This window comes from Actinoplanes sp. 13 (genome assembly GCF_056134165.1).
Genome location: NZ_JBVYOQ010000001.1, coordinates 470234 through 482727 on the forward strand (window position 1 = coordinate 470234; position 12494 = coordinate 482727).

Annotated in this window: 11 protein-coding genes; 3 read left to right on the forward strand and 8 right to left on the reverse strand. The window is 70.0% G+C overall.

The annotated features are described in order from the left end of the window. Positions 1-136 precede the first annotated feature (136 nt). From ispG to dxr, 3 genes are read right to left on the reverse strand one after another with little or no spacing between them, the layout of a single operon-like run. On the reverse strand, positions 137-1309 hold the full coding sequence (gene ispG, locus AC0NH5_RS02100; RefSeq protein WP_474400324.1) for a flavodoxin-dependent (E)-4-hydroxy-3-methylbut-2-enyl-diphosphate synthase: 1173 nt from the start codon (positions 1307-1309) through the stop codon (positions 137-139). 8 nt (positions 1310-1317) lie between these two features. Next, a complete protein-coding gene (locus AC0NH5_RS02105; RefSeq protein ID WP_474399209.1) occupies positions 1318-2577 on the reverse strand; it encodes a M50 family metallopeptidase in 1260 nt (419 codons plus the stop codon). Further along, positions 2577-3785 carry a 1-deoxy-D-xylulose-5-phosphate reductoisomerase gene (dxr, locus tag AC0NH5_RS02110; protein ID WP_474399211.1) on the reverse strand — a complete coding sequence of 403 codons (1209 nt, stop codon included), beginning with the start codon at positions 3783-3785 and terminating at the stop codon, positions 2577-2579. Before dxr ends, AC0NH5_RS02105 begins: the two co-directional genes overlap by 1 nt. A 26-nt stretch (positions 3786-3811) precedes the next feature. Between dxr and AC0NH5_RS02115 the strand changes: the two genes are divergently transcribed. Both AC0NH5_RS02115 and AC0NH5_RS02120 read left to right on the forward strand, forming a co-directional pair. Then, positions 3812-4654 carry a YhjD/YihY/BrkB family envelope integrity protein gene (locus tag AC0NH5_RS02115; RefSeq protein ID WP_474399213.1) on the forward strand — a complete coding sequence of 281 codons (843 nt, stop codon included), beginning with the start codon at positions 3812-3814 and terminating at the stop codon, positions 4652-4654. Continuing rightward, the gene (locus AC0NH5_RS02120; protein ID WP_474399216.1) at positions 4651-6216 is read left to right on the forward strand and encodes a phytoene desaturase family protein; all 1566 of its coding nucleotides are present in this window, start codon (positions 4651-4653) and stop codon (positions 6214-6216) included. Before AC0NH5_RS02115 ends, AC0NH5_RS02120 begins: the two co-directional genes overlap by 4 nt. A gap of 172 nt (positions 6217-6388) precedes the next feature. Here AC0NH5_RS02120 and AC0NH5_RS02125 read toward each other — a convergent pair whose 3' ends face one another. Beyond that, entirely contained in the window at positions 6389-7945 is a 1557-nt protein-coding gene (locus AC0NH5_RS02125) for a Rieske 2Fe-2S domain-containing protein (RefSeq protein WP_474399218.1), read from the reverse strand. 125 nt (positions 7946-8070) lie between these two features. Here AC0NH5_RS02125 and AC0NH5_RS02130 point away from each other — a divergent pair, with 125 nt between their 5' ends. Beyond that, positions 8071-8307, forward strand: coding sequence for a DUF2631 domain-containing protein (locus AC0NH5_RS02130; protein ID WP_474399221.1), 237 nt, complete (start codon positions 8071-8073; stop codon positions 8305-8307). A 51-nt stretch (positions 8308-8358) separates the two neighbouring features. Here the strand turns inward: AC0NH5_RS02130 and AC0NH5_RS02135 are convergent, their stop codons facing one another. Genes AC0NH5_RS02135 through frr form a run of 4 tightly spaced genes read right to left on the reverse strand, consistent with a single transcriptional unit; the run spans position 8359 to position 12444 of the window. Next, complete coding sequence (locus AC0NH5_RS02135) at positions 8359-9549, reverse strand: DivIVA domain-containing protein (protein ID WP_474399224.1); 1191 nt, start codon at positions 9547-9549, stop codon at positions 8359-8361. Between the two features lie 37 nt (positions 9550-9586). Next, on the reverse strand, positions 9587-10765 hold the full coding sequence (rlmN, locus tag AC0NH5_RS02140; RefSeq protein ID WP_474399226.1) for a dual-specificity RNA methyltransferase RlmN: 1179 nt from the start codon (positions 10763-10765) through the stop codon (positions 9587-9589). 15 nt (positions 10766-10780) lie between these two features. Next, positions 10781-11887: a phosphatidate cytidylyltransferase gene (locus tag AC0NH5_RS02145; protein ID WP_474399229.1), complete on the reverse strand. Its 1107-nt coding sequence runs from the start codon at positions 11885-11887 to the stop codon at positions 10781-10783. Next, positions 11887-12444: a ribosome recycling factor gene (gene frr, locus AC0NH5_RS02150; protein ID WP_474399232.1), complete on the reverse strand. Its 558-nt coding sequence runs from the start codon at positions 12442-12444 to the stop codon at positions 11887-11889. The genes AC0NH5_RS02145 and frr overlap by 1 nt, the downstream gene beginning before the upstream one ends. Positions 12445-12494 lie beyond the last annotated feature (50 nt).

The window sequence follows — 12494 nt, forward strand, 5'->3', positions numbered from 1 at the left end:
TCGCCCAGGGCGTGCAGCCCCGGCGGCGGCACCGAGAAAGCGCGGAACGGCGCCGCAGGCCACGGGCGGTAGGCCCAGGTGGCGAGACGGCGCCGCACGCGTCGAGCGATGGCGGCAGCCGGCGAAGGGCCGGACGCTAGTGAACCGTGACGGTCGGGCCGGGGAGCAGCTCCCGCAGCTCGTCCGGGAGCTCGGCACCCATCTCGTCGGCGAGCCGCAGAGCTTCCTCGACCAGCGTCTCCACGATGATCGACTCGGGCACCGTCTTGATCACCTTGCCCTTGACGAAGATCTGGCCCTTGCCGTTGCCGGACGCCACGCCGAGGTCCGCCTCGCGGGCCTCGCCGGGGCCGTTCACGACGCAGCCCATGACGGCCACCCGCAGCGGCACCGGGAAGCCTTCCAGCGCCGCGGTGACCTGCTCGGCGAGGGTGTAGACGTCGACCTGGGCGCGACCGCAGGAGGGGCAGGAGACGATCTCCAGGCCGCGTTCACGCAGGCCCAGCGACTCCAGGATCTGGTTGCCGACCTTGATCTCCTCGACCGGCGGCGCCGACAGCGAGACCCGGATCGTGTCGCCGATGCCCTCGGCGAGCAGCGCGCCGAACGCCACCGCGCTCTTGATGGTGCCCTGGAACGCCGGGCCGGCCTCGGTCACGCCGAGGTGGAGGGGGTAGTCGCACTGCTCGGCGAGCTGCCGGTACGCCCGGATCATGACGACCGGGTCGTTGTGCTTCACCGAGATCTTGATGTCCCGGAAGCCGTGCTCCTCGAACAGCGAGCACTCCCAGAGCGCCGACTCGACCAGGGCCTCGGCGGTGGCCTTGCCGTACTTCTCCAGCAGGCGCTTGTCCAGCGAGCCGGCGTTGACGCCGATCCGGATCGGGATGCCCGCGTCGGAGGCCGCCTTGGCGATCTCCTTGACCTTGTCGTCGAACTGCCGGATGTTGCCCGGGTTGACCCGGACCGCGGCGCAGCCGGCGTCGATCGCGGCGAACACGTACTTCGGCTGGAAGTGGATGTCGGCGATCACCGGGAGCTGCGACTTCTTGGCGATCGCGGGCAGCGCCTCGACGTCGTCCTGCGAGGGGACGGCGACCCGGACGATCTGGCAGCCGGAGGCGGTGAGCTCGGCGATCTGCTGGAGCGTGGAGTTGACGTCGGCGGTGAGCGTGGTGGTCATCGACTGGACACTGATCGGGGCGCCGCCGCCGACCGGCACGTTGCCCACCATGATCTGGCGGCTGTGCCGGCGAGGGGCCAGGGGCGGCGGGGGGACCGCCGGCATTCCGAGACTGATCGCGGTCACTTTTTCACTCACTTGAAGATCGTAATGGGGTTGATGATGTCGGCGGTCACGGTCAACAGGGTGAACGCGCCACCTATCAGGATGACCGCGTACGTCAGAGGCATCAGTTTGTAGTAGTCCACCCGGCCCGGATCGGGTCGCTTGAAGAGTTTGTAAAGCCTTGATCTGATGGCCTCGAACCAGGCGATCGCGATGTGCCCGCCGTCCACCGGCAGCAGCGGCAGCAGGTTGAACAGGCCGATGAAGACGTTCAGCGAGATGAAGACCTGCCAGAAGACCTCGGGCACGCCCTTCTCGATCGCCTCGCCACCGATCCGGCTCGCGCCGACGACACTGATCGGGGTGTCCGGGTCGCGCTCCTCCCCGGTGATCGAGTTCCACAGGGCCGGGATCTTCTCCGGGATCCGGGCCATCGCCTTGAGCGAGTTCTCCACCAGGTACCAGTTGAAGTCGCCGGAGGCCGGGATCGCGCCGAGGGCGCTGTAGGTGATCACGGCCGGCTGATCGGTGGTCCAGCTGACGCCGGCGACGGCCACCTGGGAGACCGGGCCCTCCGGGTCGTCCAGCGGGGTGCGCTCGGCGCTGATCAGGTCCACCTTGGTGGTGGCGGTCTGACCGTCGCGCAGGTAGGTGAACTCGGTGGGGCCGGCCGCCGAGGCGCGGATCGCGTCGGTGAGCTGCCCGTAGTTGGACACCGGGGTGGCGCCCACCTTGGTGATCAGATCACCGGTCCGCAGGCCGGCCTGTTTCGCCGGGGCCTCGCGAGCGCTGCCGGTGCCGGGCACGCAGTCGGCGCTGGTGTCGTCCAGCTGGGTGCGGATGCAGTCGCCCACGTAGATCATCGCCGGGGCGGAGCGCTGCTGCTCGGCGGTCTGCGGGATGTCGGTGTTCGGCAGGCCGATGGTCATCGCCATCACCCACGCGCCGACCAGCGCCAGCATGAAGTGGGTGATCGAGCCGGCGGCCATCACCACGGTCCGCTTCCAGACCGGGAACCGCCACATGGCGCGGTGCTGGTCCTCCGGGGCGACGTCCTCGTCCTGCGGCGTCATCCCGACGATCTTGCAGAAGCCGCCGAGCGGGATGAGCTTCAACCCGTACTCGGTCTCGCCGCGGTGGAAGGAGAAGATGGTCGGGCCGAACCCGACGAAGTACTGCGTCACCTTCATGCCGAAACGCTTGCCGGTGATCATGTGACCCAGCTCGTGCAGGCTCACCGAGATCAGAATGGTCAGCGCGAACGCCACCACACCCAGCCAGAACAGCATCAGGCTCCTTCAGCCAGAGTTGCGATCGTCCGCTGCGCCTGGGCACGCGCCCATGCCTCGGCCGCAAGCACGTCCTCGACGGTACCCGGCTCCGCGAAATCCGGGGCCGCCGCCAGGACCCGCTCGAGCGTGTCGACGATGCCCAAGAACGGTAGCCGACCGGAGACGAACGCGGCCACACACTCCTCGTTCGCCGCGTTGTAGACCGCGGGAAGGCATCGCCCGGCGCGGCCGGCCTCCTTGGCCAGCCGGACGGCGGGGAACGCCTCGTCGTCGAGCGGGCGCAGCTCCCAGTTGTGCGCGAGGGTCCAGTCGACCGCGGCGGCGGCCTGCGGCACCCGCTCCGGCCAGGCCAGAGCCAGCGCGATCGGCAGCCGCATGTCCGGCGGGCTGGCCTGGGCCAGCGTCGACCCGTCGGTGAACTCGACCAGGGAGTGCAGCACCGACTGCGGGTGGACCATCACCTCGATGTCGTCGTACGGCACGCCGAACAGCTCGTGCGCCTCGATCACCTCGAGCGCCTTGTTCACCATCGTCGCCGAGTTGATCGTGACGACCGGGCCCATGTCCCAGGTCGGGTGCTTGAGCGCCTCCTCGGGTGTGACATCCGACAACTCGTCGCGGCGCCGCCCCCGGAACGCTCCCCCGCTCGCGGTCAGGATCAGGCGCCGTACCTCGGACGCGGCGCCGCCGCGGAGGCACTGGGCGAGCGCCGAATGCTCCGAGTCGACCGGGACGATCTGGCCCTCCGCGGCGACGCGCCGCACCAGCGGGCCGCCGGCGACCAGGGACTCCTTGTTGGCCAGCGCGAGGATCCGCTTCGACTCGAGGGCGGCCAGGGTCGGCGCGAGCCCGAGGCTGCCGACCACCCCGTTGAGCACGACGTCACACGGGTGGGTGGCCAGCTCGGTCATCGCGTCCGGGCCGGCGACGATCTTCGGGATCTTGAAGTCGCCGGTCGCGTACCCCCGTTTCTGGGCCTCGGCGTAGAAGGCGAGCTGAAGATCCTGCACGGCCGACGAGCGGGCCACGCCGACCACCTCGACGCCCAGTTCGAGGGCCTGCGCCGCGAGCAGCTCGACGTTGCCGCCGCCGGCCCCGATCGCCACCACGCGGAACCGGTCGGGGTTGCGCCGGACTATGTCGATGGCTTGCGTGCCGATGGATCCGGTGGAGCCGAGCAGGACCAGTTCGCGCATGTGGCCCATCTTCCCGTAACGGGTAAGGGGAGCCCATGCGGGTGTCGGCACTTTTCCGGCCGCTGCGTGGTCGGGACGTCTCCCTGCACGCAGCCGCCATCACGTTCTACGCCGGGATAGCGGTGGTCCCGGTCGCGTTGCTGGCGATCTGGATCACCGGGTTGGTGGTGGGCGCCGAACGCGTCCGTGACCTGACCGGCCGGACGATCTCGGCGCTGCCGGCCGAGATCGGGGCGCCGCGCGCGCTGTCGGCGCTGATCGAGGCCGGGCTGGCCCTGACGCCCTGGCTCGCCCTGGCCAGCCTGCTGCCGGCCACCCTCTACGGCGAGGGCCTGCGGCGGGCGTTCGTCTCGCTCCGCCGGCCCGGTGAGACGCTGGTCGGGTGGCGGGGGCGGGTGCTCTGGCTGCCGCTGCTGGCCGCGGCGCCGGCCCTGCTGCTCGCCCTCTTCCTGGCGCTGCCGACCACCAGCGGGCTCTGGCTGCGCGGCGGCTGGTGGGCGGTGCTGGGGGTGGTGCTGTCCTTCCTGGCCACCTGGCTGGTGCTCACCCCGGTGGTGATCTGGGTGTTCCGCTACGTCGCCCCGGGCCGGCCGGCCTGGCTGCCGACCATCCTGATCGGGTCGTTCACCGCGGCGAACCTCTCCGGGTTCCTGCACGGCTTCATCCTGTTCTGCTCGCTGCCGCTGGACCTGGGCGTGCCGTTCGGCGGATTCACCGAGATCGGGGCGATGGTCGCGGTGGGTCTCTGGCTGTACCTGTTCCACGTGGTGCTCCTGGCCGGCTTCGCGATGACGCACTCAGCACCCGTCAAGGCCCATTTAACGGACGAATCGGCGACTCCGGCGGACCGAACGGCGGGGTACTCTCGCTCGGCATGACCCCCATTCCCGACCGCGCCGATGTGGTGATCATCGGGGCCGGCCACAACGGTCTCGTCTCCGCGATCCTGCTGGCCCGCGCCGGGCTCGACGTCGTCGTACTCGAGGCCGCCGGCGTGCTCGGTGGCGCCACCCGCACCGAACGCCCCTTCCGCAAGGTGCCCGGCCTGGGCCAGTCCACCGGGTCCTACCTGCTCGGCCTGATGCCGCCGGAACTGCTGCGGACGCTCGACGTCGACATTCCGGTCCTGCGCCGCGACCCGCACTACTTCCTGCCCACCGCGGGACCGGCCGGCTCGCCGTACCTGCTGTTCGGCGCCGACCGTGAGGCCACCCGGGCCCAGATGGAGAAGTTCTTCTCGCCGCGTGACGTCGCCGCCGACGAAGCGCTGGCCTGCGAGATCGGCGCGCTGCGCGCCGATCTCGCGCCGGCCTGGCTGGAGGAGCCGGCTTCGGTGGAGGACATCGCCGACCGGCACATCCGGCCACAGCTGCAGAGCACATTCCTTGACCTGGTACGAGGAAGTGTCGCTGATTATCTGGGCCGGTTCGGGTTCAAAAGTGACCTGTTGACGGCGATGTACACGGTGACCGACGGTCTGTCGGGGCTCAACGCGGGCCCGGACGACCCCGGCACCGGACACAACTTCCTGGTGCACAACATGTGCCGGCTGCCCGGGTCGGACGGCACCTGGATGATCGCCGCGGGCGGGATGGGCACCGTCTCGCGCACCTTCGCCGACGCGGCCCGGGCGGCCGGGGCGCGGCTGTTCACCAGCGCTCCCGTCTCGGCGGTCTCGGTCGACAGTGGCGCTGTCAGCGGAGTGGTGCTGGAGGACGGGCGGACGGTGTCGGCTCGCGTGGTCCTGGGCGGCTGTGACCCGTACCGCCTGATGGATCTTGTCCCGGAGGGTGCCCTGCCCTCCTCGCTGACCTCGCACATGGCAGCCGTCCGGCGGCCCGGGACCACGCTGAAGGTGAACCTGGCGCTGCGGGACCTGCCCCGCTTCTCGTGCCTGCCGGAAGGGGCGCCGTCGCCGTTCGGGTCGACGATCCACCTGCTGCCGGGCTCATCGATGGCGTCGGTGCGCCAGATGTGGGCGGACGTGCAGGCCGGCCGGCTCCCGTCGGCGCCGACGATCGAGTGGTACGTGCACACCACCGTCGACCCGTCGTTGCAGGACGCCGACGGGCACCACTCGTCGGCACTGTTCGTGCAGTCGGTGCCGTACTCGATCGCCGGGTCATCGTGGGAGACCGAGCTGCCGGGGTACGTGCGGCGGCTGCTGGAGATCTGCGACGAGTACGCGCCCGGCACCTCGGACCTGGTGGCGGACGTGTTCGCGCTGACGCCGCCGGGGATCGAGGAGCACTTCGGGATCACCGGCGGGCACATCCACCACGTGGACAACACGGTCGCGTTCGATCAGCGGATGCCGTACTTCACGGGGCTGGACGGGCTTTATTCCGGGTCGGCGGGGACGCACCCGGCCGGCAGCGTGATCGGGGCGGCGGGACACAACGCGGCCCGCCGCATCCTGCGCGATCTCGCCATCGGATAGCCCCTAGGTAAGGGGTGCAGACCTGTGTGGGGACTTCGGGTGCGCACGGGACCCGAAGTCACCACACTCCCGGTGTGGGGCCGGACCGGTGAATCAGCCCGGCGGTCGCGCTGCGGCCCGGCGTCGCGGCCAGGCCGCGGGGATGCCACGGGACTTTCGTAGGCGTACGAAATCAGGGGTTGGCGGTCTTGCTGGCCCTGATCTTGTGGCCGACGCCGGTGAGGCAGCGGCCGCTGGGCAGGTCGAACTTCCACCCGTGCAACTGGCAGGTCAGCACGTTGCCGTCGAGCACGCCGAAGCGGGACAGGTCGGCCTTGAGGTGCGGGCAACGGCGCTGCACGGTCCAGTCCCCGAACTGGGTGTCCTCGGCGTCGACGGACTTCTCGTGCTCGTCGTACCAGCCCTCGGCGTACTGCAGGCGCTCCTCGGAGAGGCACTTGAAGAACGCGTAGACGAACTCGTTGTACTGCCCGATCCGGGCCGCGGAGAAGCGGCAGGACAGGAAGAGCGAGTTCACCCAGTCCCCCTCGTCGATGAAGATCAGGTGCTCGATCAGCTCGCGCTGGGTGCGGAAGCGGTAGCGGACCTTCTCGTCGGCGTACGGGCGGACCTGCTTGCCGGGGAAGTCCACGACGATCGACTCGACCTCGTCACCGTCGTACGAGACCAGGTCGAAGCGGACCGGGCCACCGACGCCCTTGGCCATGTAGAGCGACTCCTCGAGCAGCGGCTCGATCCGCTTCTTCAGCTCGCCGAGGACGTCGATCTCCGGGTGCCGCCAGGACGCCTTCTCCGCCTCGATGACCGGGCGCTTGCGCTCGCGCATCTCCTCGAGGTGCGCGACCTTGTTCGCGAAGAACTCCGCGACCGGCACCGGGTGCTCGGTCGTCGCGGTCGCACCGCCGTCGGTGAGCTCGGTGACGCTGCCCGGCAGCAGCACGATGCCGTTGGTGCCGCCGACCTTCGCGTACTCCGACAGGAACACCGACTGGTCGGGGAAGATGTTGCCCTCGTCACCGTGGATGTCGTTGAACTGCCACAGCTCGTCGTCGAGGAAGCACGGCGGGCCGGCGATCGGGAAGACGTGGTCGGCCTTCAGGTCGTCGATGTACCGCCAGGTGCGGTCGAACTGCCGCTCCCGCTTCTGCTTGCCGAACGCGGTCTTCGCGTTGTCCGGCAGCTCGTAGACCATCGGGTACCAGATGGCGCCGGAGAACTGGAGCATGTGCGCGTGGACGTGGCCCAGCTCGTTGAACCGGGTCAGGTCGGCGGGGCGGGCGTCGTTCTGGTTCAGGACGCGGATCCCGTCGTGCTCCACCCAGAGCGACGAGTCACCGATCGGGCCGTCGGTCGGGCTGATCAGCGCCTGGATCATGATCTTCAGGCCGCCGTCGAGCTCGTGCACCTCGTCCGACTTCGTGCGCAGGAAACTGGTGAAGCCCAGCGCCCGCAGCTCGTCCTCGAGCTGGCTGGTCGGGTACTCCGGCAGCAGCACCGTCGCCTTCTTGCTGATGAACCGCTTCAAGTGCTCCGCGTCGAAGTGGTCCCGGTGCAGATGGGACACGTACAGATAGTCGACGTCGCCCAGCGTCTCCCAGTCCAGCTGCGAGTTGTCCGGGAAGGGGAACCAGGAGGCGAAGTACGCCGGGTTCACCCACGGATCGCACAGAATGCTCCCGGCGGCGGTGTCGATGCGCATGCTCGCGTGGCCGGTGCCCGTGATCCGCACTAGATCGCTCCTCAAACTCGGCTTCTGACCGCCCTTGAAAGTACAACCGGGTTGCCGGGTGCCGCCCACTGACCCCGTGACACACTGGAATCGGACTTCAACGAACGTCGACGAGGAGGACCCCCGTGGCCGCGGAAGAACACCACGAGGTTTATTCGCCCGACCAGCTCAAGCCGGGCAACCGGAAGCGGGCGCAGCGTGGTGCGATCGTCTCCGCCGCGATCCTGCTGCTCTACTTCTGGGGCAACCAGCAGGGCAACACCGAGAAGGTGTGGCTCGTGGTGATCGCGCTAGGACTGGTCGGCGCCGTCGTCGGGGACATCGTGCTGCGGCGCAGCGGCCTGCGGCCCAACGACCAGTAACCCGGTCGAAGACAAAAGAGGGGGCCTCGGCCCCCTCTTTTCGTCGTCAGCTCATCGCCGGCGCAGCAGGATGTCCTTCACCTCGCGGAGCGCGGCGTCCACCTCGGCCTCGAAATAGCCGTTCGGCACCAGGCCGAACTGCAGCATGTCGAGGTCGTTCTCGTTCACCGGCATCGGGCCGCGACCGGTCATCGCCTGCAGGATGCCCTCGAAGAGCCGGTCCACCTGCATCGGGTCGTAACCACTGCCGAAACGCCGCGGCTGGAACGTGCGGCGCAGCTGATCCACCCGGTAGAGCTCGCCACCCGGCTCGCCGATCGGCGGGCCGAGCTGCGGCTGCGGCGGACCACCGTAGCCACCGCCGGGCGGGCCGCTCATCGGGGCGCCCGCCATCGGCGCACCCTGCTGAGGTCCGCCGTAGCCCCCGCGGGGGTCACGGTCGGGCATCCGGATCTCGGCGGTCATGTCGGCGCGGCCGTGCCGGCCGGGCTCGAAACCGTCGAAGCCACCCTGGTCGTACCCACCCTGGTCGTAACCGGGCGGCGGGCCGGGGCGCTGCTGCTGCTGCGGTTGCTGCTGCTGCGGTTGCTGGCCGTAGCCCGTGGGCTCGTCGTAGCGACCGCCGTAGGGGTCCGGCGGGGGCATCTGCGGGCGCTGCGGCATCTGCGGGGGCATCTGAGGCGGCATCTGCGGAGGCATCATGCGGTCGTCGCGCACCGGAGCGGGCAGCCGCTCGGTCGGCGGCGCCATCGGGGTCTGCGCCCGGCCCATGCCGGGACCGCCACCCATGCCCTGCGGCATCTGCGGTGGCATGCCGCCGCCCTGCATCCCGCCGCCCTGCATGCCGCCGCCCTGCATGCCGCCACCCATGCCGGCGGCGCTCAGGCCGGCGCCCATCCCGCCGCCCATGCCCGGGCCCATCCCCGGCGGGCTCTGCGGCGCGGCGGAAAGGCCGCTGCGCATCGAGTCACGCATCGAGTCGGGAGCCGGCCGGCCGCCACGCTCCTCGAACTCGGCGAGCTGCCGCTCCACCCGGTCCAGGTGGAGATCGACCTGCCACTCGTCGTAGCCGCCGAACCGCACCCGGAAGACGACGTCGTGCACCTCCTGCGCGCCGACCGGCGGGCCGACCTGCTCACCGGCCAGGGTCGCCTCGACCCGGTCCAGGAAGGCATCGACCTCGTCGACCTTGTAGCCACGCCGCAGCGCACGCCGCCGGAAACGCTGTCCCTGACTCGTCACAACGTCTCCCACTCCGCTCGCTGGGACCTGCGCCCAGTCACTGTGCCACCTCCGCGTCGGCTGCGGCGCCCCCTGCGCCCGCTTGCGTCAGCTCTCCCGCGGCCAACTGGCCGCAGGCGCCGTCGATCTCCCGCCCCCGCGTGTCGCGCACGGTCGTCGAAACGCCGGTCTCCCGCAGCCGGCGGACGAACTCGCGCTCGACCGGTTTGGGGCTGGCATCCCACTTGCTGCCCGGTGTGGGGTTCAGCGGGATGAGATTCACATGGGCCAGCTTGCCGTTCAGAAGGCGGCCGAGCAGGTCGGCGCGCCAGGGCTGATCGTTTACGTCCCTGATCAGGGCGTATTCGATGGAAACCCGACGGCCGGTCTGCGCCGCGTAATCGAACGCGGCATCGAGCACCTCGGCCACCTTCCAACGCTGGTTGACGGGCACAAGCTCATCGCGCAGATCATCATCGGGGGCGTGCAGTGACAACGCAAGAGTCACAGACAGCCTCTCGGCTATCAACCGGCGCATTGCGGGCACCAAACCCACCGTGGACACCGTGATGTGCCGTTGTGAGAGCCCGAGACCCTCCGGCGCCGGGGTCGTCAACCGCCGGACCGCCTCGATCACCCGGGGATAGTTGGCCAGCGGCTCACCCATGCCCATGAACACCACGCGGGACAGCCGCGGCGGCGAGCCGGTGACCGCGCCCGAGGCGGCCACGCCGGCCAGATAGACCACCTGGTCCACGATCTCGGCCACCGACAGGTTGCGGGTCAGGCCCTGCTGCCCGGTCGCGCAGAACGGGCACGCCATCCCGCAGCCGGCCTGGCTGGAGACGCAGGCGGTCACCCGGTCGGGGTAGCCCATCAGGACACTCTCCACCAGGGCGCCGTCGTGCAGACGCCACAGCGTCTTCCGCGTCGCGCCGTCGTCGCACGCCTGCTCCCGCAGGGGGGTCAACAGGGTGGGCAGAAGGTCGGCGGTGAGCCGGTCGCGGGACGCCGCCGGCAGATCGGTCATCGCGGCGGCGTCGCGCACCAGCCGGCCGAAGTAGTGGGTGGAGAGCTGCTTGGCCCGGAAGGCGGGCTCACCGAGGCTCGTGACCGCGCTCTGGCGAGCGGCGAGGTCGAGGTCGGCGAGGTGACGCGGCGGCATGCTCGGACGGCGACGGGTGGTCACCGCGTCGGGCTGGTCGGGGCTGATCGGAATGACCGGAAGAATCGTCATGGCTTATCCAGCTTCTCACGCCTGCCAGCTCGGGGTGATGATCGAGAAGAGCAGGTAAGCGGTGGGAACGGCGAACAGGATCGAATCGAGCCGGTCCATCAGGCCGCCGTGGCCCGGGAGCAGGTTGCTCATGTCCTTGATCCGCAGGTCCCGCTTGAGCATCGACTCGGCCAGGTCCCCGAGGACCGCGACCACCGAGATGGCGGCGCCGAACAGCAAACCCCAGTACACCGGCACGTCCAGCAGGAAGAAGAGCAGTGCGCTGCTGCCGATCGCGGCGGCGGTCACCGAGCCGGCGAACCCCTCCCACGACTTCTTCGGGCTGATCCTCGGCGCCATCGGGTGCCGGCCCAGGAAGACGCCGGACGCGTAGCCACCTGTGTCGGAAAGCACCACGGCGACAAGCGTCGCGATGACCCGCCAGGCGCCGTCCATCCGATCACCATCGCCCGGATGGACGAGCAGGGCGGCGAAACTGAGCAGGAAAGGCACGTACACCGCGATGACGACGGAAGGGGTGAAGTCGCGCCGGGCGGCGGCCACGCCGTCGGCGAGCCGCCAGAGCATCGCGGCGCCGACCGTGACGGCCAGGCCGATCGCGAGCCCGTCCGGCCCGGCCTGCCAGGCCAGACCGATCATCAGGGCGCTGCCGGCGGCCAGCGGGACGAACGGCGGGTTGCTGCCGGTGACCGACATCGCCCGGGTCATCTCCCGGACGCCGATCCCGGCAGCGACCACCAGCACCACGAGCAGCGCCCGGGGCTCGATCAGCAGCGAGGCCAGCACGGTCACGCCGAGACCGACGCCGACACCGATCGCGGCGGGCAGGTTGCGCCCGGCCCGGCCCGGGGAGGTGGCCTGTCCCCGCCCGGCCCGGCGCCGGCCCCTGGCGCCGCGCGGCGCCTCGTCAGGCTCGCTCACCGGTTCGGAACTCTTCTCGTCCGCGCGCCAGGCCGGGCCGGGCGCTGCTTGCGTCGTTCCCTCGTCCGCGGGCCGGGTCTGGCTGGGGTACGCCGAAGCGGCGGTCTGACTGCGCCGGGGATCGGGGTCGTAGACAAACGGCGCCGGCACGCTCGTGTCGTCGCCGGAGGCCTGCCCGGCACGCGGATCGAGGTAGGACATCAGACTTCGAGCAACTCTGCTTCCTTGTGTTTGAGGAGCTCGTCGACGACCCCCACGTAACGGTGCGTCAGGTCGTCGAGCTCCTTCTCGGCGCGACGGCCCTCATCTTCGCCCGTGTCGCCGTCCTTGACCAGCTTGTCGAGCTGCTCTTTGGCCTTACGGCGGACGTTACGGATGGCAACGCGGCTCTCTTCGGCCTTCTGGCGCGCCACCTTGATCATTTCGCGCCGCCGCTCCTCCGTCATCTGGGGGAGGTGGATGCGCAACTGGGTGCCCTCGTTGTTGGGGTTGACCCCCAGGTCCGAGTCGCGGATCGCGCGCTCGATGGGGCCGAGCTGGGACGCGTCGTACGGCTTGACGATGACCATGCGAGGTTCGGGGACACCGACCGACGCCATCTGGGTCACCGGCGTGGGCGCGCCGTAGTAGTCGACCACGATCTTCGAGAACATCGCCGGAGTGGCCCGCCCGGTGCGGATGGCGGCGAACTCCTCCTTGGCGTGCTCGACCGCGCTGTCCATCTTCTCTTCGGCCTCGAAGAGGGTTTCCTCGATCACCGGCTCTTCTCGCCTCCTTGCTGTCTTCGGTGGTGCGGGATGTGGGGACG

Excerpts from the sequence above, each read along its gene's own strand:
- AC0NH5_RS02105 (WP_474399209.1), bottom strand. The coding sequence starts at position 2,577 with ATGCTGTTCTGGCTGGGTGTGGTGGCGTTCGCGCTGACCATTCTGATC.
- dxr (WP_474399211.1), bottom strand. The coding sequence starts at position 3,785 with ATGGGCCACATGCGCGAACTGGTCCTGCTCGGCTCCACCGGATCCATC.
- AC0NH5_RS02115 (WP_474399213.1), top strand. The coding sequence starts at position 3,812 with ATGCGGGTGTCGGCACTTTTCCGGCCGCTGCGTGGTCGGGACGTCTCC.
- AC0NH5_RS02120 (WP_474399216.1), top strand. The coding sequence starts at position 4,651 with ATGACCCCCATTCCCGACCGCGCCGATGTGGTGATCATCGGGGCCGGC.
- rlmN (WP_474399226.1), bottom strand. The coding sequence starts at position 10,765 with ATGACGATTCTTCCGGTCATTCCGATCAGCCCCGACCAGCCCGACGCG.
- AC0NH5_RS02145 (WP_474399229.1), bottom strand. The coding sequence starts at position 11,887 with ATGTCCTACCTCGATCCGCGTGCCGGGCAGGCCTCCGGCGACGACACG.